This window comes from Streptomyces himalayensis subsp. himalayensis (genome assembly GCF_013778455.1).
GTDB lineage: Bacteria > Actinomycetota > Actinomycetes > Streptomycetales > Streptomycetaceae > Streptomyces > Streptomyces himalayensis.
On record NZ_JACEHE010000009.1, the window covers coordinates 193,471 to 220,068 of the forward strand.

Genomic DNA, 26,598 nt, shown 5'->3' on the forward strand with positions numbered 1-26,598 from the left:
CCCTGTTTACGGTCCTTTGATCGCCGGGTCAGGAGGAGCGGTGGAGTACAACCTTGCCGATCTGTTCGAGTCGGTCGTCGATGTGGTGCCCGACCGCGAGGCACTCGTGTACATCGACCACCCGGGCACCGGGGCGGAGCGCCGGCTCACCTACGCCCAGCTCGACGCGGCGGCCAACCGCATCGCCCACCATCTGATCGACAGCGGCATCCGCCCCGGCGAACACCTGGGCCTCCACCTCTACAACGGCATCGAGTACCTCCAGACTGTGCTCGGGTGCCTGAAGGCACGGGTCGTGCCGGTGAACGTCAACTACCGGTACGTGGAGGACGAGCTGGTCTACCTCTACCGGGACGCGGACCTGGTGGCTCTCGTCTTCGACGCGGAGTTCACCGGACGTGTGGCGGTCGCGCTGCCGCGTACGGAGAAGCTGCGGCATCTCGTGCGCGTCGGCGCCCCGCCGGAGGGGGCGCCCGACGTGCCGGCGATTCCCTTCGCGGAGGCGGAGGCGTCCGGCTCCCCCGAACGTGGCTTCCCGGCCCGCTCCGCCGACGACCTGTTCATCATCTACACCGGCGGCACGACCGGGATGCCCAAAGGCGTGATGTGGCGCCAAGAGGATCTGTTCTTCTCCGGCCTTGGCGGCGGCTCACCGACCGGAGAGCCCGTGAAGAAGCCGGAGGAGATCGCCGAGCGCGTCGCGGCCGGCGGCGACGGCATCACCTTCTTCCCCACTCCCCCGCTGATGCACGGCACCTCGACGCTGACCGCGTTCATCGGCTTCAACTTCGGGCAACGCGTCGTAGTGCACCGCAAGTTCGTTCCGGAAGAAGTGCTGCGCACCATCGAGAAGGAGCGGGTCACCAGCATGTCGCTGGTGGGAGACGCGATGGTGCGACCACTGATCGACGCGCTGGTCGGCCCGATGAAGGGCACCGACTGCTCCTCCATGTTCAGCGTGTCGTCGTCGGGCGCGGTCCTGTCCGAGACCGTGCGGGAGCAGTTCCTGGCGCTCGTCCCGAACGTGATGCTGCTGAACAACTTCGGCTCCTCCGAATCCGGCTTCAACGGCACCGCGACGGCCGACTCGGGACCGGACACGGGCTTCCGGGTACGCGTCAACGCCCGTACGCAAGTGGTGGACCCCGTGACGCACGAGCCCGTGGCGCCCGGGGACGTGGGGCGTGTCGCGCAGCGCGGCCATGTGCCTCTCGGCTACTACAACGATCCCCAGAAGACCGCCGAGACGTTCTTCCGGAAGGGTGACGAGCGGTGGGTGCTGCTCGGCGACATGGCGACGGTCGACGAGGAAGGCGTCGTCACCGTCCTCGGCCGGGGCTCGCAGTGCATCAACACGGGCGGTGAGAAGGTCTATCCGGAGGAGGTCGAGCAGGCGCTCAAGGCCCATCCGGATGTGTACGACGCGCTGGTGGCCGGCGTGCCGGATACGAAGTGGGGCAACCATGTGGCGGCCGTGGTGCAGCTGCGCGAGGGTGCGGCACGGCCCTCCTTGAACGACATCCAGGCCCACTGCCGTGCCCGTCTCGCGGGTTACAAGATCCCCCGCCAGCTGGTGCTCACGGACCGGATCCAGCGTTCACCGAGCGGCAAGGCGGACTATCGGTGGGCGCGGGCGGTGGCGGCGGAGGGGGCCGCGGCGGGAGGCGCGGCGGGGGCCGCGGCAGGAGGCGCGGCGGGGGGCGAGTAGGCGGCGGAGCCCGGCTCTTGGGCACCGCCCACCGCCGCGGCCGGCTGAGGTCGGTCTTCGCCGGACGGGCTGATTTCAGCCCGTCCGGCGCTTGAGGACGAGCCCGCCGGCCCCTCGCCTGGTGACGCCGCCGAAGCCGTGGTCTGGACGGACGGATGGGCGGCCGGAACGGGGACGACTCGGCGGCAGGAAACAGGGACGATTCGGACACCGGACCGGGCGCGGCTCGGCGGCCGGAACGGGGACGACTCGGCGCCAGGAAACGGGAACGGCCGGACGCCGGACCGGGGAACAGCCCAGACGCCGGAACGCGGACAGCTCAGCCACCGGAATGGGGACGGCCTCGACACCGCAACAGGAACAGCCCGCCAGACGCCGGACCGGGGACGGCCTCGACACCGCAACGGGAACAGCTCGCCGGACCCCGGAACGCGGACAGCTCAGCCACCGGAACGGGGACGGCCCGGCCGGCCGCCAGACGCGAACAGCCCGGCCGGACGCCGGACCGGAACCGGCTCGGCGGCTGGAACGACCGTGATGCCTTCCCGGGTGACCATGACAAGCTCACCGTAGACGGTGGTCGTCGAGGCACGGCCGCCGAGCTGCCCGGCCAGGCGCTCGAGCAGGGCTGCGGAGACCGCGGCGAAAGGCGCTCGTCCCAAGCGGTCGACGAGCAGCCGACGAGCACTCTGCGCGCGGCTCACGCTGCACTCCCGCACCCCCGCAGCACTCCCGCAGGCCTCCCGCAGCACTCCCGCAGGCCTCCCGCAGCCCTCCCGCGGGCCTCGCGCAGCCCTCTCGCGGTGCCTACGGCGTGGTAGGCACCGCCGCGGAGGGTACCGATCCATCAGAGGGTGCTGGAGCGCCGGGACAGCCGAGGCACCTGGAGGACTGATGGGTTTCACCGACGATCATCTGATGTCGCTGGCCGACGCCGGGCTGGGCAACAGCGCCTATCTCGTCGACCTCGGCGACGGGCGGGCCCTGGCCGTGGACGCGAGCCGGGACCTGCGTGGCCTGCGGAAGGCGGCGGAGCGGCACGGGCTGCGGATCGCGTTCGCCGCCGACACCCACCTGCACGCCGACTTCCTGACCGGATCCGTGCAGCTGGCGCACGACGAGGGGGCCACGGTCCTCGCGTCCGCCGCCGGGCACCGTGCGTATCCTCACCGGCCTCTGCGCGACGGCGACGAGGTGGACGTGAGCGGACTGACCCTGCGGGCGCTGGCCACGCCCGGCCACACCGACGAGCACCTGTCCTACCTGCTGCTGGACGGCGCCCGCGCCCTCGGCGTGTTCACCGGCGGATCGCTGATCGTCGGCTCCGCCGCCCGGACCGATCTGCTGGGCGCCGACCGAACGGAGGAGTTCGCCCGAGCCCAGTACCGCTCGTTGAGGCGGCTCGCCAGACTGCCGGACGAGGTGGCCGTCTGGCCCACGCACGGCGCGGGCTCCTTCTGCACGGCCCCGGCCGGCGCGAAACGCACCACGACCCTCGGCGACCAGCGCTCCTCCAACCCCCTGCTCACGGCCCCTGACGAGGACGCCTTCGTACGGCAGCTGCTGGGGAGCCTCGGTTCCTACCCGGCGTACTTCGACAGGCTCACCGAGATCAACCGGCGCGGACCCGCGGTCTTGGGCTCGCAGCCCCGGCTGGCCCCGCTGACGCCGGCAGACGTACGGGCCGCGGTCGCCCGTGGTGCACAGATCGTGGACGTACGCCCGGTGGCTCACTTCGCGACCGGACACATCCCGGGCGCGATCTCCATTCGGCTGCGCGAGCAGTTCGCCACCTGGCTGGGCTGGCTGCTGCCCCCGGACGCCCCTCTCGTCTTCATCGCCGCACCCGGGCAGGACCTCGCCGAAGTCATCTGGCAGGCCCTGAAGATCGGGTACGAGCGACTGGCCGGACATCTCGCAGGGGGCATGGACGCCTGGGACTCTGACGGCGGAGAGCAGCAGAACGTCGAGCTCGTTACGGCCGACCAGATCGGCGACCGCCCGGTCCTCGACATCCGGCAGCGGTCCGAGCACGTTGCGGGGCACATCCCGGGCGCGGTCAGTGTCGAGCTCGGCGAGCTGGCGGCCCGTGCGGACGAGGCACCGGCCGATGTGGTGGTCGCCTGTGGGCGCGGCCTGCGCGCCATGACCGCCGCGAGCATCCTGCAACGCGCCGGCCGGCACGACGTCGCCGCCCTCGTCGGAGGGCCTGACGACTGGGCCCGCGCCACGGGGCTCCAGTTGGAGGCAGGCGAGTGACCGCTTACGGAAGGGCCGGTGACGCCCGCCTGCTCAATCGCCGAGGAACGCCTCCACAGCCGCCAGGAACTCCTTCGGACGAGTCTCGTGCACGAGGTGGCCGGCGTCGATCGTGACCAGCCGGGTGTCGGGGAGGCGGTCCGCGAGAACGGCGATGTGGTCCTGCGGGATGAGGCTAGTTGGGCCGCCGCCGACAAGCAGCGTGGGCATGGTGATCCTCCCCATGTGCTCCCACCACACTGGATCGGGCGTGTTGCGCTGTTCATCGGTCTGGAGGACCATCGCCCAGTCGAAGGGCAGGTCGGCGTCCCGGCGTTCCGCCGGCGGGCGTGGCGGGTTCAGCGGGAAGGGGGCGGGCACGTCCTCGAGTACGAGGCGGCGTACACGCTCCGGGTGCTGCTGCGCGAGCAGGTACGCGGCGGCTCCGCCGAGGGAGTGCCCGACGAGATCGACGCGCTCGATACCGAGGACGGTGAGGAAGGCGAGCACGTCGTCGCGCATCGACTCGTACGTGTACGTGCCGGGCCAGTCGCTGCGGCCGTGCCCGCGCAGATCCAGGGCGTAGACGCGGCGCGCGGCGGACAATGGGCTGGCGATCCAGTCCCAGTCCGTGCTGTCGGCGCCACGGCAGTGGAGCAGCACGGCGGGCGCCGCACCGGGTGGGGCGTCGTCAGATCCCCAAGCACGGTAGGCGAGCCTGATTCCGTTCGCCCGAACAGTTTGGGTGTCCATGCCAGTGACCGTAACCCGCGGGTCGTGCGGTACCCGTCCAGTAGGCGTGAGCGCAGCGTTCAGCCTCCGGCGAATGAGGTCACGGTGCGCCCGGCGCACCTCACGCAACTCTCCTTCACGTACTGAAGCGGTCCCGTAGCTCCCTCTTTCCCTCCACAGTGCGGCTTACGGGATGGTCGACGCTTCACAGCCGGCCCAACGGCGAAGGCTCCACGTCCTGGCCCCCACAATGTCCTGGGGCGCTGTGTTTCTGGTTGCGATCTCGATGTTGCACGAGGCGTTGGTGTCGGCGTTGCCGGACTAGCCGCACGTGGGGTTCTTGCAGTCGAAGCGGGCCTGTGTCTCGCGGCTGCCGGGCATGCTGTAGCCGCACGCGTGGCAGCACAGAGAGGTGTTCGGGGCGGGAGCTTTGGTCAGGTGTCCGCCCCGGTCGGCGAGCTTGTACTCGAGCATGGTGACCGTGCGGCCCCACGCCTCGCCTGCGATCGAGCGGTTCAGTCCGGCCTTCTGCCGGACGTTCTTGCCTGGGGCTTCCACAGTTCCCCTGGCGGACTTGACCATGTTCGACCCAAGGTTCCTGGTGGTAGAAGGCGAGCTTGGTCGGGGGCAGCCTCGTGGAGATCACACAGCCCGCGTGCGCCCCTCCCAGTACGGCTCGCGCAGCCGCCGCTTGTACAGCTTGCCGTTGGGGTCGCGCGGCATCGACGCGATGAAGTCCACGCTCTTGGGCCGCTTGTACCCGGCGAGTTGGCGCTCGCAGTGGGCGAGGATGTCGGCGGCCAGGGCCTCACCGGGCTCGTGGCCTTCGGCGGGTTCGACGACGGCCTTGACCTCCTCGCCCCAGTCGTCGTGCGGGATGCCGAAGGCGGCGGCGTCGGCGACCGCGGGATGAGTAAGGAGGGCGGCCTCGATCTCGGCGGGGTAGATGTTGACGCCGCCCGAGATGATCATGTCGATCTTGCGGTCGCGGAGGTAGAGGTACCCGTCCTCGTCGAGGAACCCGAGGTCGCCGACGGTGAAGAAGTCGCCGATGCGGTTCTGCTTCGTCTTGGAATCGTCCTTGTGGTAGCTGAAGCCGGCGGTCGTCATCTTCATATAGACCGTGCCGAGTTCGCCGGCCGGCAGCCGCTTGCCGTCGTCGTCGAAGATCGCGAGTTCGCTGATGGGCCAGGCCTTGCCGACCGTGCCGGGCTTCTTCAGCCAGTCCTCGGCGGTGGCGAAGGCGCCGCCGCCCTCGCTGGCCGCGTAGTACTCCTCCACGCAGCTCCCCCACCAGTCGATCATCGCCCGCTTCACATGGTCGGGGCACGGTGCGGCGCCGTGGATGGCGTGTCGCATGGACGACACGTCGTAGGCGGCCCGCACCTCGTCGGGCAGCGCGAGCAGGCGGTGGAACTGGGTGGGGACCATGTGCGTGTGGGTGCACCGGTACTGGTCGATGAGGCGCAGCATCTCCTCGGGTGTCCACTTGTCCATCAGCACCAGTTGGTGGCCGATGTGCAGCGAAGAGCCCGCGAACTGGAGCACCGCCGTGTGGTACAGCGGCGAACACACGAGATGCACGTTGTCGTCGAACGGCTTGATGCCGAAGATGCCGAGGAAGCCGCCGAGATAGGCCTCCTCGGGCAGTTTGTCCTGCAGCGGCCTGCGGATGCCGCGGGGGCGGCCGGTGGTGCCAGACGTGTAGTTCATGACCCAGCCGAGGGTGCGGTCGGCTGGCGCGGAATCGGGCTGTCCGTCGAGGAGTTCGGCGTACGGACGGAAGCCTTCAACGGCGCCGACGGCGTACCGGTTCCCGGCCGGGAGCTTCGCCTCGTCGGCGGCCTGCCGCGCGGTGCTGGCGAACCGCTCGTGTGCGATGAGCACTTTGGCGCCGGAGTCGGCGACGATCCAGGCGATCTCGGGTCCGACGAGGTGGTGGTTGACGGGCACGAGGTAGAAACCGGCCTGCTGAGCGGCCAGATACGCTGTGAAGAACTCGACCCCGTTGGGCAACACGACCGCGAACGCGTCGCCCCGCTCGAGCCCGGCGGCGCGCAGCCCGTGCACCACACGGTTGGCAGCGGCGAGCAGGCGGCCTGCCGTCCACTGGTCTCCGTCGGGCGCGATGAGGATCGGGCGGTCCGGGTCCGCGGCCGCCTGCGCCCAGAAACCGTTCGGGCTCCCGCTCATCGCAGCCCCCTTCCCGCGATGCGGTTGAGGCGGTCGACGGCGCGCTCGAAACCGCGGGTCAGGTCGTCGAAGGCGGCCTGGACGCTGCGTTCGCTGTTCATGCGGCCGACGATCTGCCCGACGGGCGTGCCGAGCAGCGGCTCGACCTCGTACTTCTGGATACGCGAGACGGCCTCGGCGACGAGCAGGCCCTGGAGGGGCATGGGAAGCGGGCCTGGCCCTGCCGGATCGTCCCAGGCGTCGGTCCACTCGGTGCGCAGCTGACGGGCGGGCTTGCCGGTAAGGGCGCGGGAACGGACCGTGTCGCCCGATCCGGCGGCCAGAAGCTTGCGCGTCAGCGCCCGCGAATGGAGCTCGGCCTCGGTGGTGGTCAGCCATAGAGAGCCGAGCCATACACCTTGAGCGCCGAGGGTGAGCGCGGCCGCTACTTGTTCGCCGCTGCCGATGCCGCCCGCGGCCAGCACGGGCAACGGCGCGACCGCCTCGACGGCTTCGGGGGTGAGCACCATGGATGCGATCTCTCCGGTGTGGCCGCCCGCTTCGTACCCCTGGGCGACCACGATGTCGATGCCCGCGTCGGCGTGCTTGCGTGCGTGCCGTGCGCTGCCCGCGAGGGCCGCCACGAGCACGCCCTGGTCGTGGGCCCGCTTGATGACGTCCGCGGGCGGCGAGCCCAGGGCGTTGGCGAGGAGTCTGATCGGATAGTCGAAGGCGACGTCGAGTTGGGTGCGGGCCACCTGTTCCATCCAGCCGGTGATGCGCCAGCCGGACGCCTCGCCCTCGGCGAGTTGGGGTACGCCGTGCTTGGCGAGCGTTTCCTTGACGAACTGCCGGTGCCCTTCCGGGATCATCGCCTCGACATCGGCCTCGGTGACGCCCTCCACCTTCTTGGCGGGCATGACGACGTCGAGGCCGTACGGCTTGCCTTCGACGTGGGCCTCGATCCAGTCGAGATCGCGTTTCAGCTCGTCGGGGGCTGTGTAGCGGACAGCGCCGAGCACCCCGAATCCGCCGGCCCTGCTGATGGCGGCGGCCACCGCCGGGAACGGCGTGAAGCCGAAGATGGCGTGCTCGATCCCCAGTTTCTTGCTCAGCTCCGTCTCCATGGGCGCAGGATGCCGCAGCGGCTCGGACGACGGAAGAGATTTTCTGATGCAGTGTCAGATTTTTGCCGTGCCGGACACTTCGCGGTGCGGGCCGTCGACGTGTGCTACTGCCCGAGTACGGCCATGGCCGCGTTGTGCCCGGGGATCCCGCTGACACCACCGCCGCGGACCGCGCCCGCGCCGCACAGCAGGACGTTCGCGTGCCGGGTCTCCACACCCCAGCGTCCCGTGCCCTCCTGGACGTACGGGAAGGCGAGGTCGCGGTGGAAGATGTTGCCGCCGGGCAGCCGCAGGTCTCGTTCGAGGTCGAGTGGGGTCTTGGCCTCGATGCAGGGTCTGCCGTCCGCGTCGGTGGCGAGGCAGTCCGCGAGGGGTTCGGCGAGGTGGGCGTCGAGCTGGGCCAGGGTCGACTTGAGCAGTTCTTCGCGGGCGCCGTCGTTGTCGCGCTCGAAGAGCCGGGCGGGGGTGTGCAGGCCGAAGAGGGTGAGCGTCTGGTAGCCGCGCTCCACGAGGTCCGGGCCGAGGATGGTGGGGTCCGTGAGCGAGTGGCAGTAGATCTCGGAGGGCGGGGCACTGGGCAGCCGTCCGGCGGCGGCCTCGGCGTGGGCGGCGGCCAGCTGGTCGTAGCCCTCGGCGATGTGGAAGGTCCCGGCGAACGCCTCACGCGGGTCCACGGCGGTGTCGCGCAGCCGCGGCAGTCGCTTCAACAGCATGTTGACCTTCAGCTGGGCCCCTTCGGCGGGTACGGGCGGTTCGTCGCCGAGGAGGGATGCCAGCACCTGGGGTGAGGCGCCCACGAGGACATGGCGCGCGGCGACGGTGCCTTCGCCCTCCCGCGTCCGGTACGTGACGTCCGCCTTCCGTCCGTCCGTCTCGACGCGGGTCGCCTCATGCCCGGTGACGATCTCCGCGCCGGCCGTGCGTGCGGCTGAGGCGAGAGCGTCGGTCAGGGCGCCCATGCCGCCGACCGGCACGTCCCAGTCACCCGTTCCCCCGCCGATGACGTGGTAGAGGAAGCAGCGGTTCTGCTTCAGGGACGGGTCGTGGGCGTCCGCGAAGGTGCCGATGAGAGCGTCGGTGAGGGCGACGCCGCGGACCAGGTCGTCGGAGAAGCGCGCCTCGATCGCCGCACCGATGGGCTCTTCGAACAGCATGCGCCAGGCCCCGTCGTCGTCGATGCGGCGGCGCAGCTCGTCGCGGTCGGGCAGTGGCTCCGTCAGCGTCGGGAAGACGCGTTCGGCGACGCGGCGGGTCGTGTCGTAGAAGGCGAGCCATGACGTGTACTCGGCATCGCCGCCGGTGAGCCGCTCGAACGACTCCCGAGTGCGGTCGGGGCCGCCGCCGACGAGCAGTCCCGTCGCGCGGCCGGCCCGCTCGACGGGTGTGTACGAGGACACGGTGCGCTTCCGGGTGGTGAAGGTCAGGTCCAGGTCGCGGACGATCTTCTGCGGGAGCAGGCTCACCAGGTACGAGTAGCGGGAGAGGCGGGCGTCGACCCCGGCGAAGGGGCGGGTCGACACCGCGGCGCCGCCCGTGCTGCCGAGCCGCTCCAGCAGCAGCACGGAGCGGCCGGCGCGGGCGAGGTAGGCGGCGGCGACGAGGCCGTTGTGGCCTCCGCCGACGATGACGACGTCGTAGTGCTCGCGTGCAGGCATGGTTCTTCGTAACACGGGAGTGGCTGCTGTGGGCAGCCCTGCTCTCAGCGGAGAGGGCGTGCCCCCACCGTTGTGGGCGGTCGTTCCGCGACGCAGAGGCGCAGGCACGCCCACCGTTGTGGGCAGGCGTTCCTCCCCAGCTACCGATGGAGGTGCCCCCAGGCGATGGGGGTCCGGTCCCCCTACTCTGGGAGCACCTCCCAGGCCCTTAAGGCACTGGGGGGAGGAACGACCGCCCACAGCGGGTCAGCGGTGGCGGCCCCGCGGTCAGCACCGGGGCGGGCCCCGATCAGAGGCGGCACCCTACCCGTGCCCGCCCACCCCCCGCCGCTGCCGCAGCGCCGCCACCCTGCGGTACAGCTCCACCGCCTCCGTGGAACGCCCGAGCTGCTCCAGGCAGTGCGCCTCGTCGTTGCGGCTGGCCAGCGCGTCGGGATGGTCGGCGCCGAGGACGCGTTCGCGGGCCGCCGCGACCCGGCGGTACTCGGTGAGCGCGTCGGCCCAGCGGCCGAGCCAGCCGAGCCCGACAGCGACCTCGCGGTGGCTGACCAGCGTGTCGGGGTGATCGGGCCCGAGAATGCGCTCCCGGATCGTGCACACGTCACGGGCCTCGGCGAGCGCCTCCTCCCAGCGCCCGAGCCGCCCGAGATTGACGCCCAGGCCGTGCCGGGCGCGCAGCGTCTCGGGATGGGCGGGCCCGTGCACGCGCGTGCGGTTGTCGACGAGGTCGCGGTAGAGCGTCAGAGCCTCCGCGCTACGGCCCAGACGTCCGAGGCTGATGCCCACCTCGTAGCGTGCCGCGAGGGTGTCCGGGTGGTCGGGGCCCAGCGCCTGCGCGCGGGCGTCGGCGACCTCCCGGTAGGTCTGGAGAGCCTCCGGCCAGCGGCCCAACTGCCCGAGTGCGTAGGCGACCTCGTAGCGGGTGACGAGCGTGTCGGGGTGGGTGGCGCCGAGCACGCGCGCACGTCCCGTCGCGACCTGCTGCGCCATGCGGTACGAGTCCTCAAGCCTGCCGAGCCGGCCGAGGTTGAAGGCGAGGTTGTGGCGGCAGCGCAGCGTGTCGGGGTGGTCGGACCCCATGGCGCGCTCCCGCTGGGCGAGCACCGCGGTGTACACCTGGTGTGCCTCGAAGTGCCGGCCGAGCTGGCCGAGGACGTACGCCGTCTCCTGGCGGGCGGCGAGGGTGTCCGGATGCCCGTCGCCCATGGTGCGCGCACGGCCCTGGGCGACGCGCTCGTACTGCCGCAGGGCATCCGCGGCGCGGCCGGTGCGGCTGAGGGTGAACCCGACCTCGTAGAAGCTGGCGAGGGTGTCGGGGTGGTCGGGGCCGAGCAGGTGTTCGCGTTCCGCGGCCACCGCGCGGTGCACCTCGCCTGCCTCCTCCCATCGGCCGAGCCGTCCCAGGCTCAGGCCCGCGTTGTGCCGGGAGACGAGCGCGGCGAGCACCTCGGGGGGCGGGGTTGGCCGGTCCGGCTGCACCGGTTCGGCGGGCCGGCGGGCGTCGGATCGCGGGATCCACTCACCGGTGAGGCCCGCCGCCGCGTCCGGCGGCGTCGTACGGAGCGAGGCGGCGGCGCTCGCCTTGTGGCCCGTGGTCATGCCGCGAGTCCACGACGGCAGCCGCGGCTCGCGCGACGCCGGCTGCTCCGGGCGCTCGGCGGGCGGCCGCAGTGGCGCATCGTCGGCACCGGCCTGCGGGGGCGCGTCCCCAGCCCCGGTCACGGGGGGCGTCACCACGGTCGGGACGTACGTGGCGCCGCTGCGGCCCGCCGCGATGCTGCGCGCCAGTTCGCGGGCGTCGCGGGGGCGTTCGTCGGGTTCCTTGGCGAGCAGGCCGAGGATGAGCTCCTCGACGTACTCGGGCAGTTCCGCGCGGTGGCTGCGGGGCGGCTCGGGCTGCGTGTCCCGGTGCCCGACGAGCACCGCCCAGGCGTCGTCCAGGTCGAACGGCGGGGCCCCGGTGGCGAGTTCGTACAGCACGCAGCCGAAGGAGTACAGGTCGCTGCGCTGGTCGACGCCCTCGCCGCTGATCTGCTCGGGCGACATGTAGTGCGGGGTGCCCATCGCGATTCCGGTGCCGGTCAGCCGCGATGTGAAGCCGATGTCGTGGCCCAGCCGTGCGATGCCGAAGTCGCAGATCTTCACCGAGCCGTCGGTGAGCCGCATGATGTTGGCGGGCTTCAAATCCCGGTGCACGATGCCCTGTTCATGCGTGTACGCGAGGGCGGCGGCGACCTGTTCGGCGATGTCCAGGATGTCGGTCACCGGCAGCGGATGGTGCTTGTTGTCCTCCAGGACCTGGCTGAGGTTGCGGCCTTCCAGCAGCTCCATCACGAGATAGAGCACGCCGTCGTGTTCGCCGAAGTCGTGCACGACGGTGACGCCGCGGTGCTGCAGCGCGGCCGCGACGCGCGCCTCGCGGCGGAACCGCTCCCGCAGGACGCGCGTGAAGGACTGGTCATGCCCGGGGCTGAGCGGCTTGAGGCACTTGACAGCGACTCTCCGCCCCAGGGACTCGTCGCGCGCACGCCACACCTCGCCCATGCCGCCGCGACCGATCAGGTCGAGCAGCCGGTACCGGCCCTGGATCAGCCTGGTGTCCGCCATTTCGTGCAGTCGCCCCCGTCAGCTCGCTGCGCCCTCCCCTAGGCCCTGTCGTCGGACTCCCGCCTGACGACAGGGCCTGGCCCGTCCAGTATGACGAGCCCTCTGCGGAGTTTGTATGGGGCCGGGCGGCTGCCGGGGCCGAGCCGTGCCACGGCCCGGAGGATGTGTTTGGGCGGCAGTTGCCAGCGCACACCTGCGGGAATGCAGCGCAGAAGGGTGCCGGTGAGACGCAGGCGCCGGGTGATCACCGCGGGAGGCGGCGCCGCCCGTCCGTACAGCTCGTGGGCGTACGGCGGCAGGGAGGCGTACGCGAGGTTCGCCACGCGCCGCCAGATGATCGCGCGCGCCGGGATCATCAGTGCGGGGACCGGGGGCCGCCTCAGGAAGTCGTCGACGTCGCGCGCCTCGGGCCCGGCGGCCAGTTCGGACCGCATCTTCTCGAAGTACGCAGCCAGCTCTGCGGTGTTCGCGGGTACGCGGCCCGGGTCGAGGCCGACGAGCCGGGCGCTGACGCGGTGCTCGTCGACGTACCGGTCGGCCTGCGCGTCCGTCAGACGGATCCCGGAGCGGCGCACGACGTGCAGATACGAGTCGATCTCGGCGCAGTGGACCCACAGCAGCAGCTCGGGCTCGTCCACTCCGTAGCGCTCCTCCGTGTCCGGGTCCGTGGCACTGAGCATGCTGTGGATCTTCCGTACGCGCGCACCGGCCCGCTCGGCCGCCTCGGTCGTACCGTACGTGCTAGTGCCGACGAAGTTCGCGGTACGCATCAGCCGGCCCCACGCGTCCTTGCGGAACTCGGAGTTCTGCATGACGCCACGTACCGCGCGCGGGAGGAGGGCCTGCAGATACAGGGCGCGGACGCCCGCGATCCACATCATCGGGTCGCTGTGCAGCTGCCAGGTCACCGAGGAAGGCCCGAAGAGACCGGGATCCGCATCTTGCATGTCCCACCTCCTGCTTGCAGCCTAAGCACACAAGGGCGGCTCGTCCTTCGCGGGCAGGAACTCCGTTGGGGGCAGGCCCGCTGCCTGGAAGGAGGCCGCGTCGGGGCCCTGGAGTGCCATGTAGCCGGGGACATAGTTCCCTGCCGGTTCCTGCTCTCCAGCCACCCGGCTCCGGGAGTTGGTGTGGATCTGGTCGAGCTGCCACAGGCGTCCGCCGAACGTCGCGAACTTGATCCCGCAGTGGGCGAGCATGTCGTACGGGTACCACTTTCCCTGCTTCGGATGGCGCGGTCCAGTTTCCAGGCTGTCCATGCCGAACTCACGTGCGGGCAGCGCGGACGAACGGTCGTCGTCCGCGGCGGCGAGCGTGCAGCCCGTAAGGAGCAGGGCGGCGATGAAAAGTGCGGCGGTGGATCGTGGTGTCTTCATGGTCCTACGACGGACGGGCCACCGCCTACGTTCATTGATCGCGGAGTCAGCGGCGTACCCGCGGCATCCCCAGGCCGATCCAGGAGATGATCTCGCGCTGGATCTCGTTGCTTCCGCCGCCGAAGGTGAAGATCACGGCGGAGCGGTAGCCGCGCTCCAGTTCGCCGTGGAGGACGGCGCCCGCCGATCCCTCCTTGAGCGCGCCGGCTGCCCCCACGACCTCCATCAGCCATGCGTACGCGTCGCGGCGCGCTTCGGAGCCGTAGACCTTGACGGCGGAGGCGTCCTGCGGGGTCAGCTTGCCTTCCTGGAGGGCGTTCACCATCTGCCAGTTCATGAGCTTCATCGCGTCGAGCTTCGTGTGGGTCTGGGCGAGGCGGCGGCGCACCCAGCCGAGGTCGATGACGCGGCGGCCGTCGGCGAGCTTGGTGTCCATGGCCCAGCGCTGTACGTCGTGGAGTGCGCGGATCGCCATGGTGCCGTGTGCGGCGAGGGTGACGCGCTCGTGGTTGAGCTGGTTGGTGATGAGCCGCCAGCCCTTGTTCTCGTCGCCGACGCGGCGGGAGACGGGGACGCGAATGTTCTCGTAGTAGCTGGCCGTGGTGTCGTGCGAGGCGAGGGTGTTGATGACGGTGCACGAGTAGCCGGGGTCGGACGTCGGCACGAGCAGCATGGTGATGCCCTTGTGCGGGGGCGCGTCGGGGTCGGTGCGGACGGCGAGCCAGACCCAGTCGGCGGTGTCGCCGTTCGTGGTCCAGATCTTCTGGCCGTTGACGATGTAGTGGCCGGTGACCTCGTCGCCCTCGCGGACCGCGCGGGTCTTGAGCGCGGCCAGATCTGTCCCGGCTTCCGGCTCGCTGTAGCCGATCGCGAAGTCGATCTCACCGGAGAGGATCTTCGACAGGAAGTACGCCTTCTGCTCGTCCGTGCCGAACTGCATGATCGTCGGCCCGACGGTGTTGAGGGCCATGAGCGGCAGCGGTACGCCTGCCTGGGCCGCCTCGTCGAAGAAGATGAACTGCTCCATGGGCGTGAGGCCGCGGCCGCCGTACTCCTTCGGCCAGCCGACGCCGAGCCAGCCGTCCGCACCGAGTCGGCGGATCGTTTCGCGGTAGAACCGCTTCTGGGCGGCCGGTTCGGCGTACCGGGCGTGGGCGGTGTCGGGCACCAGCCCGGCGAAGTACGCACGCAGTTCGGCCCGCAACCGCTGCTGCCCAGGCGTGTATTCAAGGTGCACGGCGCCTCCTGGATCCCTGGCTCACTGACCCCGATCTGACGGCGCACACAGTAGAACTTGTTTCAGGAATAAGGAATGGGGCGGCGGCCGCCACAGAATGAGCGGAGCGTCTCGCTCGACAGGGTGTCAGCCGAGGGTTGGCTTGGCAGTCAGTCAGCCGAGGGTCGACAGGACGTCAGCCTAGGGTTGACAGGAAGTCCGCGCAGGCGCGCGCACAGCTGCGGCAGACTTCGGCGCAGGTCTCCGCCCCCGGGTGGTGGTCGAGCAACTGCGCGCAGTCCAGGCTGACCGACCGGCACATCTCGAGCTGGAAGCGCAGCTCGTACTCGTCCTGGCTCGCGTCCTCGGACAGCCTCCGGCAGGTCTCGTCGCACACCGCCGCGCAGGACATGGCCCTGCGGCGCAGCTCGTCCACGCCCGGGTCCTCGATCGCATCAGGTCCGGCGTCGGCACCCGGACCCACGCTCGTCATGCTCGCCTGCAGAGCGCACAGCCGCGCGCATTCGGTGCAGGCCTGCGCACAGGCAAAGCGATCCTCGAGAAAGCGGACGAGGTCCTGCCGGCTGACGTCGTGGTCCTGGCTCACACCCGCCCTCGCCCCGACGGCGTCCCGGTCCGGGCCCGTACTCACCCCGACGGCGTCCTCGTCCCGGCTCGCACCCACCCTGACGGCGTCCCGGTCCCGGCTAACGCCCGCCCCGACGGCGTCCTGGTCCGGGCCCGTACTCGCCGCGACGGCGTCCTCGTCCCAGCTCGCACCCACCCTGACGCCGTCCCGGTCCCGGCTCACGCCCGCCCCGACGGCGTCCTGGTCCGGGCCCGTACTCACCGCGACGGCGTCCTCGTCCCGGCTCGCACCCACCCTGACGGCGGCCCGGTCCCGGCTCACGCCGACCCCGTCATGCCGGGGCACGGTCCGGTCCTGCGGCGCGGTGACCTGGTCCTGCTGGGCGGCGGCCTCCTCCCTGCCCGCGGTGGCTTCCCCATGCCCGACAGTGGACCGATCACCACGGCCCGTGCCCGTGGCCTCGTGGCGCCCGGCGCCGGCCCGGTCATGCCGGCCCGTGCCCGTGGCCTCGTCGTGCAGGACAGTGGCCCGGTCATGCCGGTCCATGGGCTCATTGTGCCCGGCGGTGGCCCGGTCCGCTTGAGCCGTCGCCTGGTCCGCCGCTGTGTACGACACAGCGCCCCTCCTTTCGTACAGACATGCCCACACGCTCCGCGAGCCCGCGACGGTGCGGGCCCACGGATCCCCGGCGAGTAGCCGTGCGCTGCGCGGCCAAACCCGCATAGCCCCCGCACTCGGGGTACTCGATGCGTGCCCGGTAGCGGACCCGAGAGGACCGGGGAGGTCTCATGCTGTCCACACCCGTGGCTGTGACGAGCGGCGACGTGTCGCTCGCGGGGGACCTGACCGTGCCGGACGAAGCCACCGGCGTCGTGCTCTTCGCCCACGGCAGCGGCAGCTCCCGCCACAGCCCACGCAATCAGGCCGTCGCGGCCACGCTCCGCGAGGCCGGGCTCGGCACGCTGCTGTTCGACCTGCTGACGCCGGACGAGGAGGCCGATGACGTGATCACGGGCATCCACCGGTTCGACATCGCCCTGCTCGGCCGACGGCTCACCGGGGCGGTGGACTGGCTGGTGGCCCGGTCCAGTGATCTCCCGCTGGGCCTATTCGGCGCGAGCACAGGGGCGGCGGCCGCGCTGGCCACCGCGGCCGAACGGCCCGAACACGTCCGTGCCGTTGTCTCCCGGGGCGGCCGTCCCGACCTCGCCGGAGACCACGTGCTCGAACAGGTTCGGGCACCCGTTCTGCTTCTCGTCGGCGGGCGCGACGAAGTCGTGCTTCGGCTGAATCAGGAAGCACAGGCCAAGCTGCGCGCAGCCCCCAGCCAGTTGGAGGTGATCGAGGGAGCGACTCATCTCTTCGAGGAGCCCGGGGCGCTGGACGAGGTCGCGGTTGCGGCTGCGCGCTGGTTCAGCGACCACATCGGAAGGAGTGGAGGGAGTGGAGGCCATGCAATTCCGTGACCGGAGGGAGGCCGGCCAGATACTGGCCGAACGGCTCCGCGTACTGCAGGAGAAGGGTGCTCTGCCGGAGCCGGTCGTCCTTGCCCTGCCACGCGGCGGCGTCATCGTGGCCGACGAGGTCGCGCGGGCGCTCCAGGCCCCACTCGATGTGCTCGTCGCCCGCAAGATCGGGGCACCCTTCCAGCCGGAGCTGGGAGTGGGCGCCATCGCGGGGGACGATGCGCCGCTCTTCGACAAGCGGACGCTGGACCAGCTCGGTCTGAGCGAGGCGGAGCTGGCCCCCGTGGTCGCACGCGAGCGCGAGGAACTGCACCGGCGCGAGCAGTTGTACCGCCAGGGCAGGCCCGCACCCGAACTGGAGGGCCACACGGCCGTCGTCGTGGACGACGGGGTCGCCACCGGAGTCACGGCCCGGGCCGCGCTGCGCTCGCTGCACCAACAGCATCCCGAGCGCATCGCCCTTGCAGTCCCGGTCTGTTCACCGGAGGCGTTCAGCCTTCTGCGGCATGAGGCCGACGACGTCGTGTGCCTCGACCGGCCCAGCCCCTTCACGGCGGTCGGCCTCTGGTACGAGGACTTCGAGCAGGTGACGGACGACGACGTCCTGGCGGTGCTGCGACGGCAGTGATCACAACGCGGGATCGCAACGCGCAGGCACGCCGACGGCAGTGACGGGACACAGATGTTCCCGTCACTGCCGTCACCTCAGCTACTCGTTTCGGTCGGATGTCAGCGCTGATAGAGGCCGACGAGCGTGCCACTGGCCAGCTGCTGCCGGTCCAGCACGCCGTGGATGTCGTCGGCGGTCGCGTCGTCGGGGAGCGACACGGGGGCCGGGAGGGCGTACAGCCGGAAGAAGTAGCGGTGCGCCTTGTCTCCCGCCGGGGGGTTCGGGCCGCCCCAGCCGCGGCCTCCGTAGCCGTTGCGATGGGCGCGGCTGCCGGGCTTCGTCTCGCCGGTGTCCAGGCCGTCGCTATGGGGGTCGATCCCGGTCACCAGCCAGTGGACGAAGGTCCCCGACGGCGCGTCGGGATCTTCGCACAGCACGGCCAGCTCCGCCGCGTCGCCCGGTACTCCGGACCAGGTCAGAGGCGGCGACAGATCGTCGCCCTCTTTGGCGTACCGCCGCGGGATCACCGCGTGATCGGTGAACGCGGCGCTCTTGAGTTCGATACCAGCCATGCGCCCGCAAGTACCCAGGAAACAGGGACGCATGCAGCGGCACCAGCGAAGGGACCGCCTGCATGCGTCCCGTACCGCACCGTCATCGTCACGCCGTATGCGCGCATCCCGTACAGCCGATGTGCACCGAACGGCGCGTCATCCCGTACGGCCGATGCGCACCGTCACGCCGTACGGCGCGTCATCCCGTACGGCCGATGCCGCCGCTGCCGAATCCGCCGCTGGAGCCGATGCTCCAGCGTCTGCGGTACTGGGTCGTGCTGCGCTTGTTCGGCGTGCGGCCGAGTTCGTAGGGCATGAGGCGCCCGCGGTCCGTGGGCACCTCGTCCGGCTCGCGCACCTCCCAGAGGTCGAGCGGGCCCTCGTCGGCAGTCACGCGCGGGCTCTCGGCGCCTGCGTACCCGCCGCTGACTGCCCGTCGCCGGTTTCTGACGCTCATCCGCACCACCCAGACCAGCGCCGCGGCGGCGAAGAGTCCGGTCACGAGGGGCGCGACCCTGACGGCCATCGACGGACGGAGGGGCAAGTTGTCCACGTTTGTTACTTTCATGCCCACCATGTACCCGGCCCTTCCGTCGCCACTCAGACAACGTCTCGCATCCGTTCCAGCACTGGCTGTATCCGCACATCCGCTGTATGCACCGGCGCGGCGATCCAGGTGGGCAGAGGGCGCCCCGGTCAGTCGCCCTCGAGGCGCCGCCAGGCACGCACCTCCGCGCGGTCAAGGCTTGCTGCCCACGGTCACCACCTCTTGCTGCCGGCGGTCACTTCTTGCTGCCGTGCCCGCCGCTGCCGAAGGCACCGCTGGAACCACTGCTCCATCGCCTACGCCGCTGGTCCCCGCCGCGCTTGCCGCCCACATTGCCGAAGCTGGGGAACTCGTGCGGCGTGAGGCGCGTGTCTCCCCTGGGTACCTCGTCGCGCTCCCGGCTCTCGGAAACCTCGCGAACGGGCCCCGACGCGGGAGGACGCGGCTGCTCCTCGGGGCGCGGCGGGGCGGATTCCCGGTTCCGCACCCTGATGCCGAGCCAGACGGCCGCGATCAGGACGCCGACGATGACCAGCCCCATCAGGAACGGCGCGATGCCGCTCAGCAGGGAATTCGTGTCCGCAGCTGCCATGGTCTGTGCTGTCATGGGCCCCCGGGTACCCAGCGCGACAGCGGACTCACTCCCCGCTCGACGCGAGCCCGGACTCTGCGGGCACGGAGTGAAGGGCACGTCCCTGCTCTCGCGACCCCCGCATTCGGGAGAGAGGGCAGCAGCATCCCCGCGCGCAGCGAGGCCGCCGCGGGGCGGTGGCATCAGGTTGCTGCCTCCCCGCCCGGCACCGCGTCAAGGTGCCGGTGCCGCTCCGCGGACTACTCCCCGCGGTACGGCAGCGTCGTCCCCGGCAGTTCGTACTCCTCACGGCGGCCGCACATCCCGTAGCCGCCGTGCCGGGTGGGGCTGGCGTCGTACGCGTCGGCGTCGGTCAGGTAGGCGGGGTCGCCCGACTCCAGGGCGTCGAGCTGGGCGCCGGTGCGCTCGGCGGCGGCCAGGGCGCCGGCCCGCCACAGCTCGCGCCAGGCGGGCACCTTGGCACGTACGAGCCGGGCCGCGGCCTGCTGGAACTCCAGGTACGGGCCGTTGTCGCCCTTCTCGAGGGCCTCGCGCAGCACGAGATAGCCCTCGACGGCCAGGTCCCGGCGCCGCCGGGCGGCCTCCTCCGCCTCGGGACCGGTCTTCGCGGGCAGCGCCGCTGCGGCCGCGTACCGCTCGGGGTCGGCGAGCACCTCGGGCGGGAACGTGAAGACGGCGTCACCGGCCTCCGGCAGGCCGCTGTTCTGCATCAGCACGGTGATCCGCAGCCCGCCGCCCTGCACCATGCGGTGCACGGTGCCGGGCGTAAACCACGCGACGGAGCCGGGCTCCAGCGGGGTCTCCCGGTATCCGGCCGGGCTGAGCGTCTGGACCGCTCCCCTGCCGCCCGTGACGACGTACGCCTCGCTGCACACGAGGTGCAGATGCGGGCTGCCGCCGCAGACGCCGTCCGCGGCCTCCCAGTCGTACGCGCTCAGGTGCGACAGCCCCACGGCTCCCGGCAACGGGTGCGGAAGCACGGGGCTCACCGGGTGCTGGTTCACCATGGCAGGGCCTCCAGATGTGCGGCGACCCGGTCCCGGTCCCAGGCGCCGTCCGCTACGACCACGCGGTAGCGGTAGGCGAAGGACTCGCCGGGCGGGAGCGCGAACTCCTCGAAGAACGCCCAGGAGAACGCGACCGTCGGGATGGGTTCCGAGCGTACGAACCAGTGTGACGCGTGGATCGCGGTGGAAGCGTCGAGGTTCTCCGGCGCATGGGCGAAGACGAGGGTCGAATGGGCGTCCACGTCGTCGCGCTCGGCGGTGAAGGCGAGCCAGGGGGCCTGGGTGCCCATCAGCTTGCCCGCGTCCGCGCCCTCGGCGCCCTCGGCGCGGTCCGGGCCTTCGGGGCCGAAGACTGCGCCGCCGGTGAAGTCGCGGGGTCCGCGCCACTGCAGTCCCGTGTAGCCGGCCATCTCGCGGCCCGCGGTGGTCGGGGAGCCGAAGTGCAGCGGTTCGTCGCGGAGGTTGGTGAGCTTGATCGTCCAGTCGAGAACCCAGGCGCCCGCCTCCTCGTCGACCGAGTGGACGAGGATGCCGCGCTGCTCCCGGGCCCACTCCTGACCGCCGTACGCGACCCAGGTGAGGTCCTCGGCGAGGGAGAAGCGGTCGTCCTCCACCGCGAGGACGGGGAAGCCGTCGTGGCGCATCGAGCCGACCCGCTCGGGCAGTTCCTCGTAGCCCTCGCCGGGGATGTAGCTGTTGCCGCCCCAGAAGTTCTGCCCCGACAGATGGCTGGCGGTCATCTGGAGGCCCTTGTGCCAGCGGTGGTCGCTCGGCCGGTAGCCGGTGACCTGGTGGCCGGCGAGGGTGCGCAGCGGGTGGACGTACGGCTTGCGGGACTCGAAGGCGACCGGGTCCGGCCGGTACACGTACCGCAGCAGCTCGACCCCGCCCGCCTGGACAGAGAGGTGCTCGCCGTGGGTGTGGATGAGCTTGATCGTCATCGCGCGGGGCTCCAGTCGGGGTGGTCGCCGTGCATGGCCGTGTAGTACGGGTCGCCGGGGACGATCTCGCCCGCGTGGACCGGTGACCCCGTGAAGGCCGCCTTGTAGAGGGCGGCCGCGAATTCGAGCGTGCCGCGGGCGTCTGCTCCGCTGCCCGGAGGCCGTACACCCGCTTCGTAGGCGTCGAGGACGGCGCCGAGCTGCGCGGTGTGGGAGCTCGGTACGTCGGTCGCGGGCGTGTGCCAGGAGGCGGTGCGCTGAGCGGGGATATGCGGGGCGGCCGTGTAGACCCAGTCGGCGTTGCTGTGGCCGTACAGATGCGTGAGCTCGACCGTGGCGTTGGCGCAGTCGATGCGGATGCGGCTCACTTCCTGCGGGGACACGACGCTGTTGACGACGGTGGCGAGGGCCCCGCTCGCGAAGCGCACCAGGGCCGTCGAGACATCTTCGCTCTCGGTGTCGTGGACCAGCCGGGACGCCATGGCGCGTACCTCGGTCCACTCGCCGAGCAGATGCAGCAGCAGGTCGTACTGGTGGATGCCGTGGCCCATGGTGGGCCCGCCGCCCTCGGTGGCCCAGCGGCCGCGCCACGGCACCGCGTAGTAGACGCTGTCGCGGTGCCAGGTGGTCTGGCAGTGCGCGACCAGCGGGTCGCCGAGCTCGCCGCTGGTGATCAGGTCGCGGGCGTGCACGGCGCCGGAGCCGTAGCGGTGCTGGAAGACCACCGAGGCGTACGCCCCCGAGGCCTGCTCGGCCTGGGCGATGTCGTCGTACTCGGCGAGGGAGAGGCACAACGGCTTCTCGCACAGCACCCAGGCCCCCGACTTCAGCGCCGCCACCGTCTGCTCGCGATGCAGGGACGGCGGGGTTCCGATCAGTACGAGGTCGGGGCGCTCGGCGTCCAGCATCCCGCCGAGATCCGTGTATCCGGCCACCTCACCCCCCGCGAGACCGCGGAAGGCCTCAAGCCGGTCCGGGTCGATGTCGACGGCGGCGACCAGCTCGGTCCGGTCGGCGTGTGCCCGCAACGCTGTCAGATGACTGCCGCTGACGATGCCTCCGGTACCGACGACGGCGACACGGAGGCGACGGGGCTGGGCGGACATGGAGGGGGCTCCTCGAACGACTCGAATCGAATTATGAAAGCGCTTGCTACGGAGGACCTTAGGCATCGCGTGAATCCACGGACAAGACCCGCGCAGCGATCAAGGAAGAAACAGCTCTTCACTACGGCTCTGCAATACGGCTCTTCGCTACGGCTCTTCATCGACGCTGCCGGTCACGGATGCCCGTCTCGGGTCGTACTGGTGACGACTCGAGAGGTCGCACAGGCGGCGGGGGTTTCCCCGCACACAGTGTCGCCCGCCGGATACCCGACGGGGCGGTGACTTCTGACACACCCGGCGGGCAGGATTCTTCAGCCCACACATCTCTCGACGCGGCACACGCGACCACGGCACAGTGATCTACGCACCGCCCCGGGAGAGCACGCCGCCCGTCCCCGACAGCCGAGGAGCCACCGTGACCAGCTGGGTCGGCCGTACCGCCGCCGAGATCGCCGCTGCCGTACGCGAGAAGCGGGTCACTCCGCGAGATGTGGTCGCGGAACATCTCGCGCGGATCGAGCAGGTCGACGGACGGATCGGTGCGTTCCGCCACGTGCGCGCCAAGGAGGCGCTCGAGGAGGCCGACGAGGTGGGGGCGCGCCCCGATCTGACAGAGCTCCCCCTCGCGGGCGTGCCCGTGGCCGTGAAGGACAACCTTCCGGTACGCGGCGAGGCGACCCGCAACGGCACGGCCGCCACCGACGACACCCCGGCCGCGAACGACCATCCCACCGTGGCACGGCTCCGCGCGGCCGGCGCCGTGGTCGTGGGTCTGACGAACGTGCCGGAGCTGTGTGTCTTCGGCACCACCGAGGGTGTGCACGGCACGGCACGCAATCCGTGGGACCCCACGCGCACGGCGGGCGGATCGTCGGGCGGCTCCGCGGCCGCCGTCGCCGCGGGCATGGTGCCGCTCGGCCTCGGCAACGACGGCATGGGTTCGCTGCGCATCCCGGCCGCCAACTGCGGCCTGGTCGGGCTGAAGCCGGGTCCTATGACGGTCCCGGCGGGCATCGGCAACGGTGACTGGTTCGGAATGTCCGAAAACGGCCCCTTGGCGACCACGGTGGAGGACGCACGACTCCTGCTTTCCGTACTCGCGGGTGCCGATCTGACACCCGGTTCCGGACAGTTCCCTCGGAAGATCGCCGTGTCCGTGCGCAGCCCGCTGGCCGGCGTGCCCGTCACCCGCGCGTACGCGGCCGCCGCGCGGGAGGCGGCCGCGGTGCTGTCTGACGCGGGCCACCGGATTCGGCGCGCCGACCCGCCGTACCCCTGGTGGCTGGCCACGACCTCGCTCGCGCACTGGACCGCGGGCACCGCCGTGGACGCCCAGGACCTCGACCCGCGGAAGCTGACCCGGCGGACGCGTGTCCATGCGGCGGTCGGACGCCGCTGCCTGGGCGCGGTGCTGCAGGGCGACCGCCGGGAGCAGCTGCGCCGGCTCATGGAGCCATTCTTCGAGGAGCACGACGTGCTGCTCACTCCCGCGCTCGCCCGGCGCGGCCCGGCAGCCGCGCCCTGGCACGAGCGCGGCTGGCTGAGGAACGTGATCGCCAACACCCGGTACTCACCGCTGACTCCGCCATGGAACCTGACCGGTTGGCCCGCGATGTCCATCCCGTTCGGGACGCTTCCGTCGGGTGCCGCCTGCGCCGTGCAGCTGGTGGGACCGCCCGGATACGAGCAGGACCTGCTGGATCTGGCCGGGCAGCTGGAGGAGCTGCGTCCGTGGCGGCGCACGGCACCGACGGCATGATCGTTACGCGGGCGGCGCCGTGGGCGTGATCGTTACGCGGGCGACGCCGTGGGCGTGATCGTTACGCGGGCGGCGCCGTCGGCGTGATCGTTGCACGCCCGGCACCGCCGGTGCGATCGTTACGTGCACGGCGCCGCCGGCGTGATCTCTGCGCACGTGGCGACGTCGGCGTGTTCATTACGTGCGCACGGCACGACGGCTGCATGGCCACTGCACGCCGTACGCGTGCGCCGTACGCGCTCGTCCAGGCCTTACAGCGCCCGATACATGATGTGCAGGCCCACCAGGCCATGCCGCGCGTGCTCGTACGCCTCGGGAACCGTGCCCAGGATCGTGAAGCCGAGCGAGGTCCACAGCCGGACCGCCGGGTTGGTCTCCACGACGGCGTTGAACACCATGCCGCGGTACCCGTCGGCCTTCGCTTGCTCCAGGACGTGCTCGGCGAGTAGCCGTCCGATGCCCCGGCCGGCGTGTTCGGGATCGACCATGAAGCCCGCGTTGGCGATATGGGCGGCCGGGCCACCGGCACCGTAGTTGGGGCCGACAGACGCGGTGGCGACGATGACGCCGTCCTCGTCCTCCACGACGTGAACGCGCTTGCCCGCACCCATCCACAGGGCGCGGGCCTTCTCCTCGGGGGTGTCGGGGGCCCAGGCGTACGTCTCCCGGGCCTCGACGATCTTCCGCCAGAACGGCCAGATCTGCGACCAGTCGGCGTCCTCGCCGTCCTGGTGGCGCCGACCGTTCCCGTCGTGCGAGCCGTTTCCTCCGGTCCCTGCGTCTCTGATCAGCATGGTTTCGAGTCTGGCACGTCCATGCTGGTCAGCGGGTGCGGGGACCGGTCCGGCGGCGATGCGGCGCGATCGTTGAGCGCGGATGACGCTCAGTCGACGCTGGGCAGGATGTGGGGCTCTGCGAGGTCGTCCTCGTAGCCCGCAAGCCGGATCGGGGCCGACCTGGCCCACACGTCGAGGCTGCCGAGTTGTTCGGTTCGGCGGGCGGTGCGCTCCGTACGTTCCTTCGGGCGCTTGTCGCTCTTCGACTTCTCTGGTGTCACCGCGCACTCCTTCTGTGTCGGGTAACCCCCGGACATACCGCCAAGGCCCGCCGCTGCCGGGCGCCGGCTCTGTCCGATGGGACTGCAATTTCTGGGCAGTTCGGACGCGGTGGCGCCAGTTCGTGGGTGGGAATGGGCCGTGGTGACCGGCTTGTCCCGGGACGGACCATGGGTGTTGGTGGGACCCAGTGGGAGGTCCGTCCCGTCCAGGGTAACCAAATGAGCGGGTCCCCGCTCGATGGGGCTGAAAACAGGCGCGACTGTTTCCGGTTGCCTGGACTTCATTCAGCCATGTTCTGATTCTCACCCAACTGCTTCGGCCGCGCGGTGCCGAATCGTCAACGCCGGGTCGCCGCGCGGCATTCAAGAGGCACCAAATCAGCCCTCCGCGCCGGCGTCGTACGTGGCGCCGAACAGCACGGTAGGACAGCGGGCTGCGGCTTCAAGGCGACGCCCGACAAGGCGAGTTGGGCACCGGCACACGCATCTGGCAGCGGCGCATGCGCACCCTTCTCGGCGAGGACGACGAGTCCTCGACGGCGGCCTCCTGACGTCGCACGAGCACCGGTCGAAGACGTCAACCGGATCACCCAATGGGGTGAACGAGGCGATCGCCCCACACACGAGTGAAGCCGCACACGGCGTGATCAACCGCACACCTGCGAAGGCCCGATCCGCTTGCTGGTCGAGATGCCGGGAAAAGCCGCACCGGATCACTCGCGAGCCATGCCCCAGTCCCATGCCCATGCCCATGCCCATGCCCAGGCCCATGCCCATGCCCATGCCGATATCAGCATGCCCATGCAGAAGATTGCCAGCCATGCCCATGCAGACAGATAGCAGCCATACCCATGCAGACAGTGGGGAAGCACCGTTAAGGCGCCGTTGGCTGCCTCGACAGACGACCGTGCTGTGCTGGCCCGTACCGGCGGTCGGGAACCCGTGGGAGGAGTCGCGCATGGAGCGGATGAAGAGCACGGAGGACATCGAACTGCGCAGTGTCGAGGAGCTGATGGAGCTCCTGTACGCCTGCCGTGGCGCATGGGACACGCCGGACCGCACCGGCGATCCGGTGGATCTCCACGACCATGCGCTGCAGACCGCCGCGCTGCTGCGCCGCTCCCACCCCAGCGACAAGGAGCTCCAGGTGGCGGGCCTGGTGCACGACATCGGGTATCTGCTGCCTCCGGGCGACGAGGCCCGACATGCGGATCATGCGGCGCATGCGATACGGCCGCTGCTCGGGCACCGCGTGGCGCGCCTCGTCCGGCTCCATGTGCCGGCCAAGCGCTATCTGGCGGCGACGGACCCGTGGTACGGACTGTCGCCGCAGAGCACTTTCACGCTGCAGTTGCAGGGCGGGGCGATGACTCCCGCCGAGGCGAGGGCGTTCGAGTGCGACCCGATGGCGGAGGACGCGGTCACGCTGCGGCAGGCGGACGACGCCGCGAAGGTTCCCGGCGTCAACGCCGGGATCATGGAGGACTGGCGTCCCGTCCTGGAACTGGTGACGGCGGCCCAGCGGTGACGAGGCGGCGG

25 protein-coding genes are annotated in these 26,598 nt (G+C 71.0%); 6 read left to right on the top strand and 19 right to left on the bottom strand.

What is annotated here, in order from left to right; genetic code table 11:
* Nucleotides 1–40 precede the first annotated feature (40 nt).
* Nucleotides 41–1,708: an acyl-CoA synthetase gene (locus H1D24_RS17290; RefSeq protein ID WP_181658470.1), complete on the top strand. Its 1,668-nt coding sequence runs from the start codon at nucleotides 41–43 to the stop codon at nucleotides 1,706–1,708.
* Nucleotides 1,709–2,148: 440 nt separating this feature from the next.
* On the opposite strand, the gene H1D24_RS17295 is transcribed toward H1D24_RS17290, so the two are convergent.
* Nucleotides 2,149–2,412 carry a hypothetical protein gene (locus tag H1D24_RS17295; protein WP_181658471.1) on the bottom strand — a complete coding sequence of 88 codons (264 nt, stop codon included), beginning with the start codon at nucleotides 2,410–2,412 and terminating at the stop codon, nucleotides 2,149–2,151.
* Nucleotides 2,413–2,602: 190 nt separating this feature from the next.
* Here H1D24_RS17295 and H1D24_RS17300 point away from each other — a divergent pair, with 190 nt between their 5' ends.
* Nucleotides 2,603–3,967 carry an MBL fold metallo-hydrolase gene (locus H1D24_RS17300; RefSeq protein WP_181658472.1) on the top strand — a complete coding sequence of 455 codons (1,365 nt, stop codon included), beginning with the start codon at nucleotides 2,603–2,605 and terminating at the stop codon, nucleotides 3,965–3,967.
* Nucleotides 3,968–4,000: 33 nt separating this feature from the next.
* On the opposite strand, the gene H1D24_RS17305 is transcribed toward H1D24_RS17300, so the two are convergent.
* The 10 genes from H1D24_RS17305 to H1D24_RS44390 all read right to left on the bottom strand — a co-directional run bounded on the left by H1D24_RS17305 (nucleotide 4,001) and on the right by H1D24_RS44390 (nucleotide 16,035).
* Nucleotides 4,001–4,699 (bottom strand): alpha/beta fold hydrolase, encoded by a 699-nt coding sequence (locus H1D24_RS17305; protein ID WP_181658473.1) that lies wholly within the window; start codon nucleotides 4,697–4,699, stop codon nucleotides 4,001–4,003.
* 300 nt (nucleotides 4,700–4,999) lie between these two features.
* On the bottom strand, nucleotides 5,000–5,260 hold the full coding sequence (locus tag H1D24_RS17310; RefSeq protein WP_374064251.1) for a zinc ribbon domain-containing protein: 261 nt from the start codon (nucleotides 5,258–5,260) through the stop codon (nucleotides 5,000–5,002).
* A 60-nt stretch (nucleotides 5,261–5,320) separates the two neighbouring features.
* The gene (locus H1D24_RS17315; RefSeq protein ID WP_181658474.1) at nucleotides 5,321–6,871 is read right to left on the bottom strand and encodes an acyl-CoA synthetase; all 1,551 of its coding nucleotides are present in this window, start codon (nucleotides 6,869–6,871) and stop codon (nucleotides 5,321–5,323) included.
* A complete protein-coding gene (locus H1D24_RS17320) occupies nucleotides 6,868–7,977 on the bottom strand; it encodes a nitronate monooxygenase (protein WP_181658475.1) in 1,110 nt (369 codons plus the stop codon). The genes H1D24_RS17315 and H1D24_RS17320 overlap by 4 nt, the downstream gene beginning before the upstream one ends.
* Nucleotides 7,978–8,081: 104 nt before the next feature.
* Entirely contained in the window at nucleotides 8,082–9,632 is a 1,551-nt protein-coding gene (locus H1D24_RS17325; RefSeq protein ID WP_181658476.1) for a phytoene desaturase family protein, read from the bottom strand.
* Nucleotides 9,633–9,935: 303 nt separating this feature from the next.
* The gene (locus tag H1D24_RS17330) at nucleotides 9,936–12,239 is read right to left on the bottom strand and encodes a serine/threonine-protein kinase (RefSeq protein ID WP_181658477.1); all 2,304 of its coding nucleotides are present in this window, start codon (nucleotides 12,237–12,239) and stop codon (nucleotides 9,936–9,938) included.
* 38 nt (nucleotides 12,240–12,277) lie between these two features.
* On the bottom strand, nucleotides 12,278–13,186 hold the full coding sequence (locus tag H1D24_RS17335; protein WP_181658478.1) for an oxygenase MpaB family protein: 909 nt from the start codon (nucleotides 13,184–13,186) through the stop codon (nucleotides 12,278–12,280).
* 21 nt (nucleotides 13,187–13,207) lie between these two features.
* Entirely contained in the window at nucleotides 13,208–13,615 is a 408-nt protein-coding gene (locus H1D24_RS17340; RefSeq protein WP_181658479.1) for a hypothetical protein, read from the bottom strand.
* A gap of 46 nt (nucleotides 13,616–13,661) precedes the next feature.
* Entirely contained in the window at nucleotides 13,662–14,852 is a 1,191-nt protein-coding gene (locus H1D24_RS17345) for an acyl-CoA dehydrogenase family protein (protein ID WP_181658480.1), read from the bottom strand.
* A 175-nt stretch (nucleotides 14,853–15,027) separates the two neighbouring features.
* Nucleotides 15,028–16,035: a four-helix bundle copper-binding protein gene (locus H1D24_RS44390; protein ID WP_445194920.1), complete on the bottom strand. Its 1,008-nt coding sequence runs from the start codon at nucleotides 16,033–16,035 to the stop codon at nucleotides 15,028–15,030.
* A gap of 173 nt (nucleotides 16,036–16,208) precedes the next feature.
* On the opposite strand from H1D24_RS44390, the gene H1D24_RS17355 reads away from it, so the two are divergent.
* The gene (locus H1D24_RS17355; RefSeq protein ID WP_181658481.1) at nucleotides 16,209–16,886 is read left to right on the top strand and encodes a dienelactone hydrolase family protein; all 678 of its coding nucleotides are present in this window, start codon (nucleotides 16,209–16,211) and stop codon (nucleotides 16,884–16,886) included.
* Nucleotides 16,873–17,514, top strand: a complete 642-nt coding sequence (locus H1D24_RS17360; RefSeq protein WP_181658482.1) for a phosphoribosyltransferase — start codon at nucleotides 16,873–16,875, stop codon at nucleotides 17,512–17,514. Before H1D24_RS17355 ends, H1D24_RS17360 begins: the two co-directional genes overlap by 14 nt.
* Nucleotides 17,515–17,615: 101 nt before the next feature.
* On the opposite strand, the gene H1D24_RS17365 is transcribed toward H1D24_RS17360, so the two are convergent.
* From H1D24_RS17365 to H1D24_RS17390, 6 genes are all read right to left on the bottom strand, one after another.
* Nucleotides 17,616–18,068, bottom strand: a complete 453-nt coding sequence (locus tag H1D24_RS17365; RefSeq protein ID WP_181658483.1) for a YbhB/YbcL family Raf kinase inhibitor-like protein — start codon at nucleotides 18,066–18,068, stop codon at nucleotides 17,616–17,618.
* 181 nt (nucleotides 18,069–18,249) lie between these two features.
* Nucleotides 18,250–18,603, bottom strand: coding sequence for a DUF6479 family protein (locus H1D24_RS17370; RefSeq protein WP_309484355.1), 354 nt, complete (start codon nucleotides 18,601–18,603; stop codon nucleotides 18,250–18,252).
* A gap of 229 nt (nucleotides 18,604–18,832) precedes the next feature.
* Entirely contained in the window at nucleotides 18,833–19,204 is a 372-nt protein-coding gene (locus tag H1D24_RS17375; RefSeq protein ID WP_258564123.1) for a DUF6479 family protein, read from the bottom strand.
* Nucleotides 19,205–19,428: 224 nt separating this feature from the next.
* Nucleotides 19,429–20,196: a cupin domain-containing protein gene (locus H1D24_RS17380; RefSeq protein ID WP_181658485.1), complete on the bottom strand. Its 768-nt coding sequence runs from the start codon at nucleotides 20,194–20,196 to the stop codon at nucleotides 19,429–19,431.
* On the bottom strand, nucleotides 20,190–21,137 hold the full coding sequence (locus H1D24_RS17385) for a DUF6807 domain-containing protein (protein ID WP_181658486.1): 948 nt from the start codon (nucleotides 21,135–21,137) through the stop codon (nucleotides 20,190–20,192). The genes H1D24_RS17380 and H1D24_RS17385 overlap by 7 nt, the downstream gene beginning before the upstream one ends.
* Nucleotides 21,134–22,243 (bottom strand): Gfo/Idh/MocA family protein, encoded by a 1,110-nt coding sequence (locus tag H1D24_RS17390; protein WP_181658487.1) that lies wholly within the window; start codon nucleotides 22,241–22,243, stop codon nucleotides 21,134–21,136. Before H1D24_RS17390 ends, H1D24_RS17385 begins: the two co-directional genes overlap by 4 nt.
* Before the next feature lie 415 nt (nucleotides 22,244–22,658).
* On the opposite strand from H1D24_RS17390, the gene H1D24_RS17395 reads away from it, so the two are divergent.
* On the top strand, nucleotides 22,659–24,002 hold the full coding sequence (locus tag H1D24_RS17395; protein WP_181658488.1) for an amidase: 1,344 nt from the start codon (nucleotides 22,659–22,661) through the stop codon (nucleotides 24,000–24,002).
* Nucleotides 24,003–24,253: 251 nt separating this feature from the next.
* Here the strand turns inward: H1D24_RS17395 and H1D24_RS17400 are convergent, their stop codons facing one another.
* Together H1D24_RS17400 and H1D24_RS17405 are read right to left on the bottom strand one after the other, a co-directional pair.
* On the bottom strand, nucleotides 24,254–24,796 hold the full coding sequence (locus H1D24_RS17400; protein ID WP_181658489.1) for a GNAT family N-acetyltransferase: 543 nt from the start codon (nucleotides 24,794–24,796) through the stop codon (nucleotides 24,254–24,256).
* Nucleotides 24,797–24,885: 89 nt separating this feature from the next.
* A complete protein-coding gene (locus tag H1D24_RS17405) occupies nucleotides 24,886–25,059 on the bottom strand; it encodes a hypothetical protein (protein ID WP_181658490.1) in 174 nt (57 codons plus the stop codon).
* Between the two features lie 985 nt (nucleotides 25,060–26,044).
* Between H1D24_RS17405 and H1D24_RS17410 the strand changes: the two genes are divergently transcribed.
* Nucleotides 26,045–26,587 carry an HD domain-containing protein gene (locus tag H1D24_RS17410; RefSeq protein WP_181658553.1) on the top strand — a complete coding sequence of 181 codons (543 nt, stop codon included), beginning with the start codon at nucleotides 26,045–26,047 and terminating at the stop codon, nucleotides 26,585–26,587.
* Nucleotides 26,588–26,598: the final 11 nt, after the last annotated feature.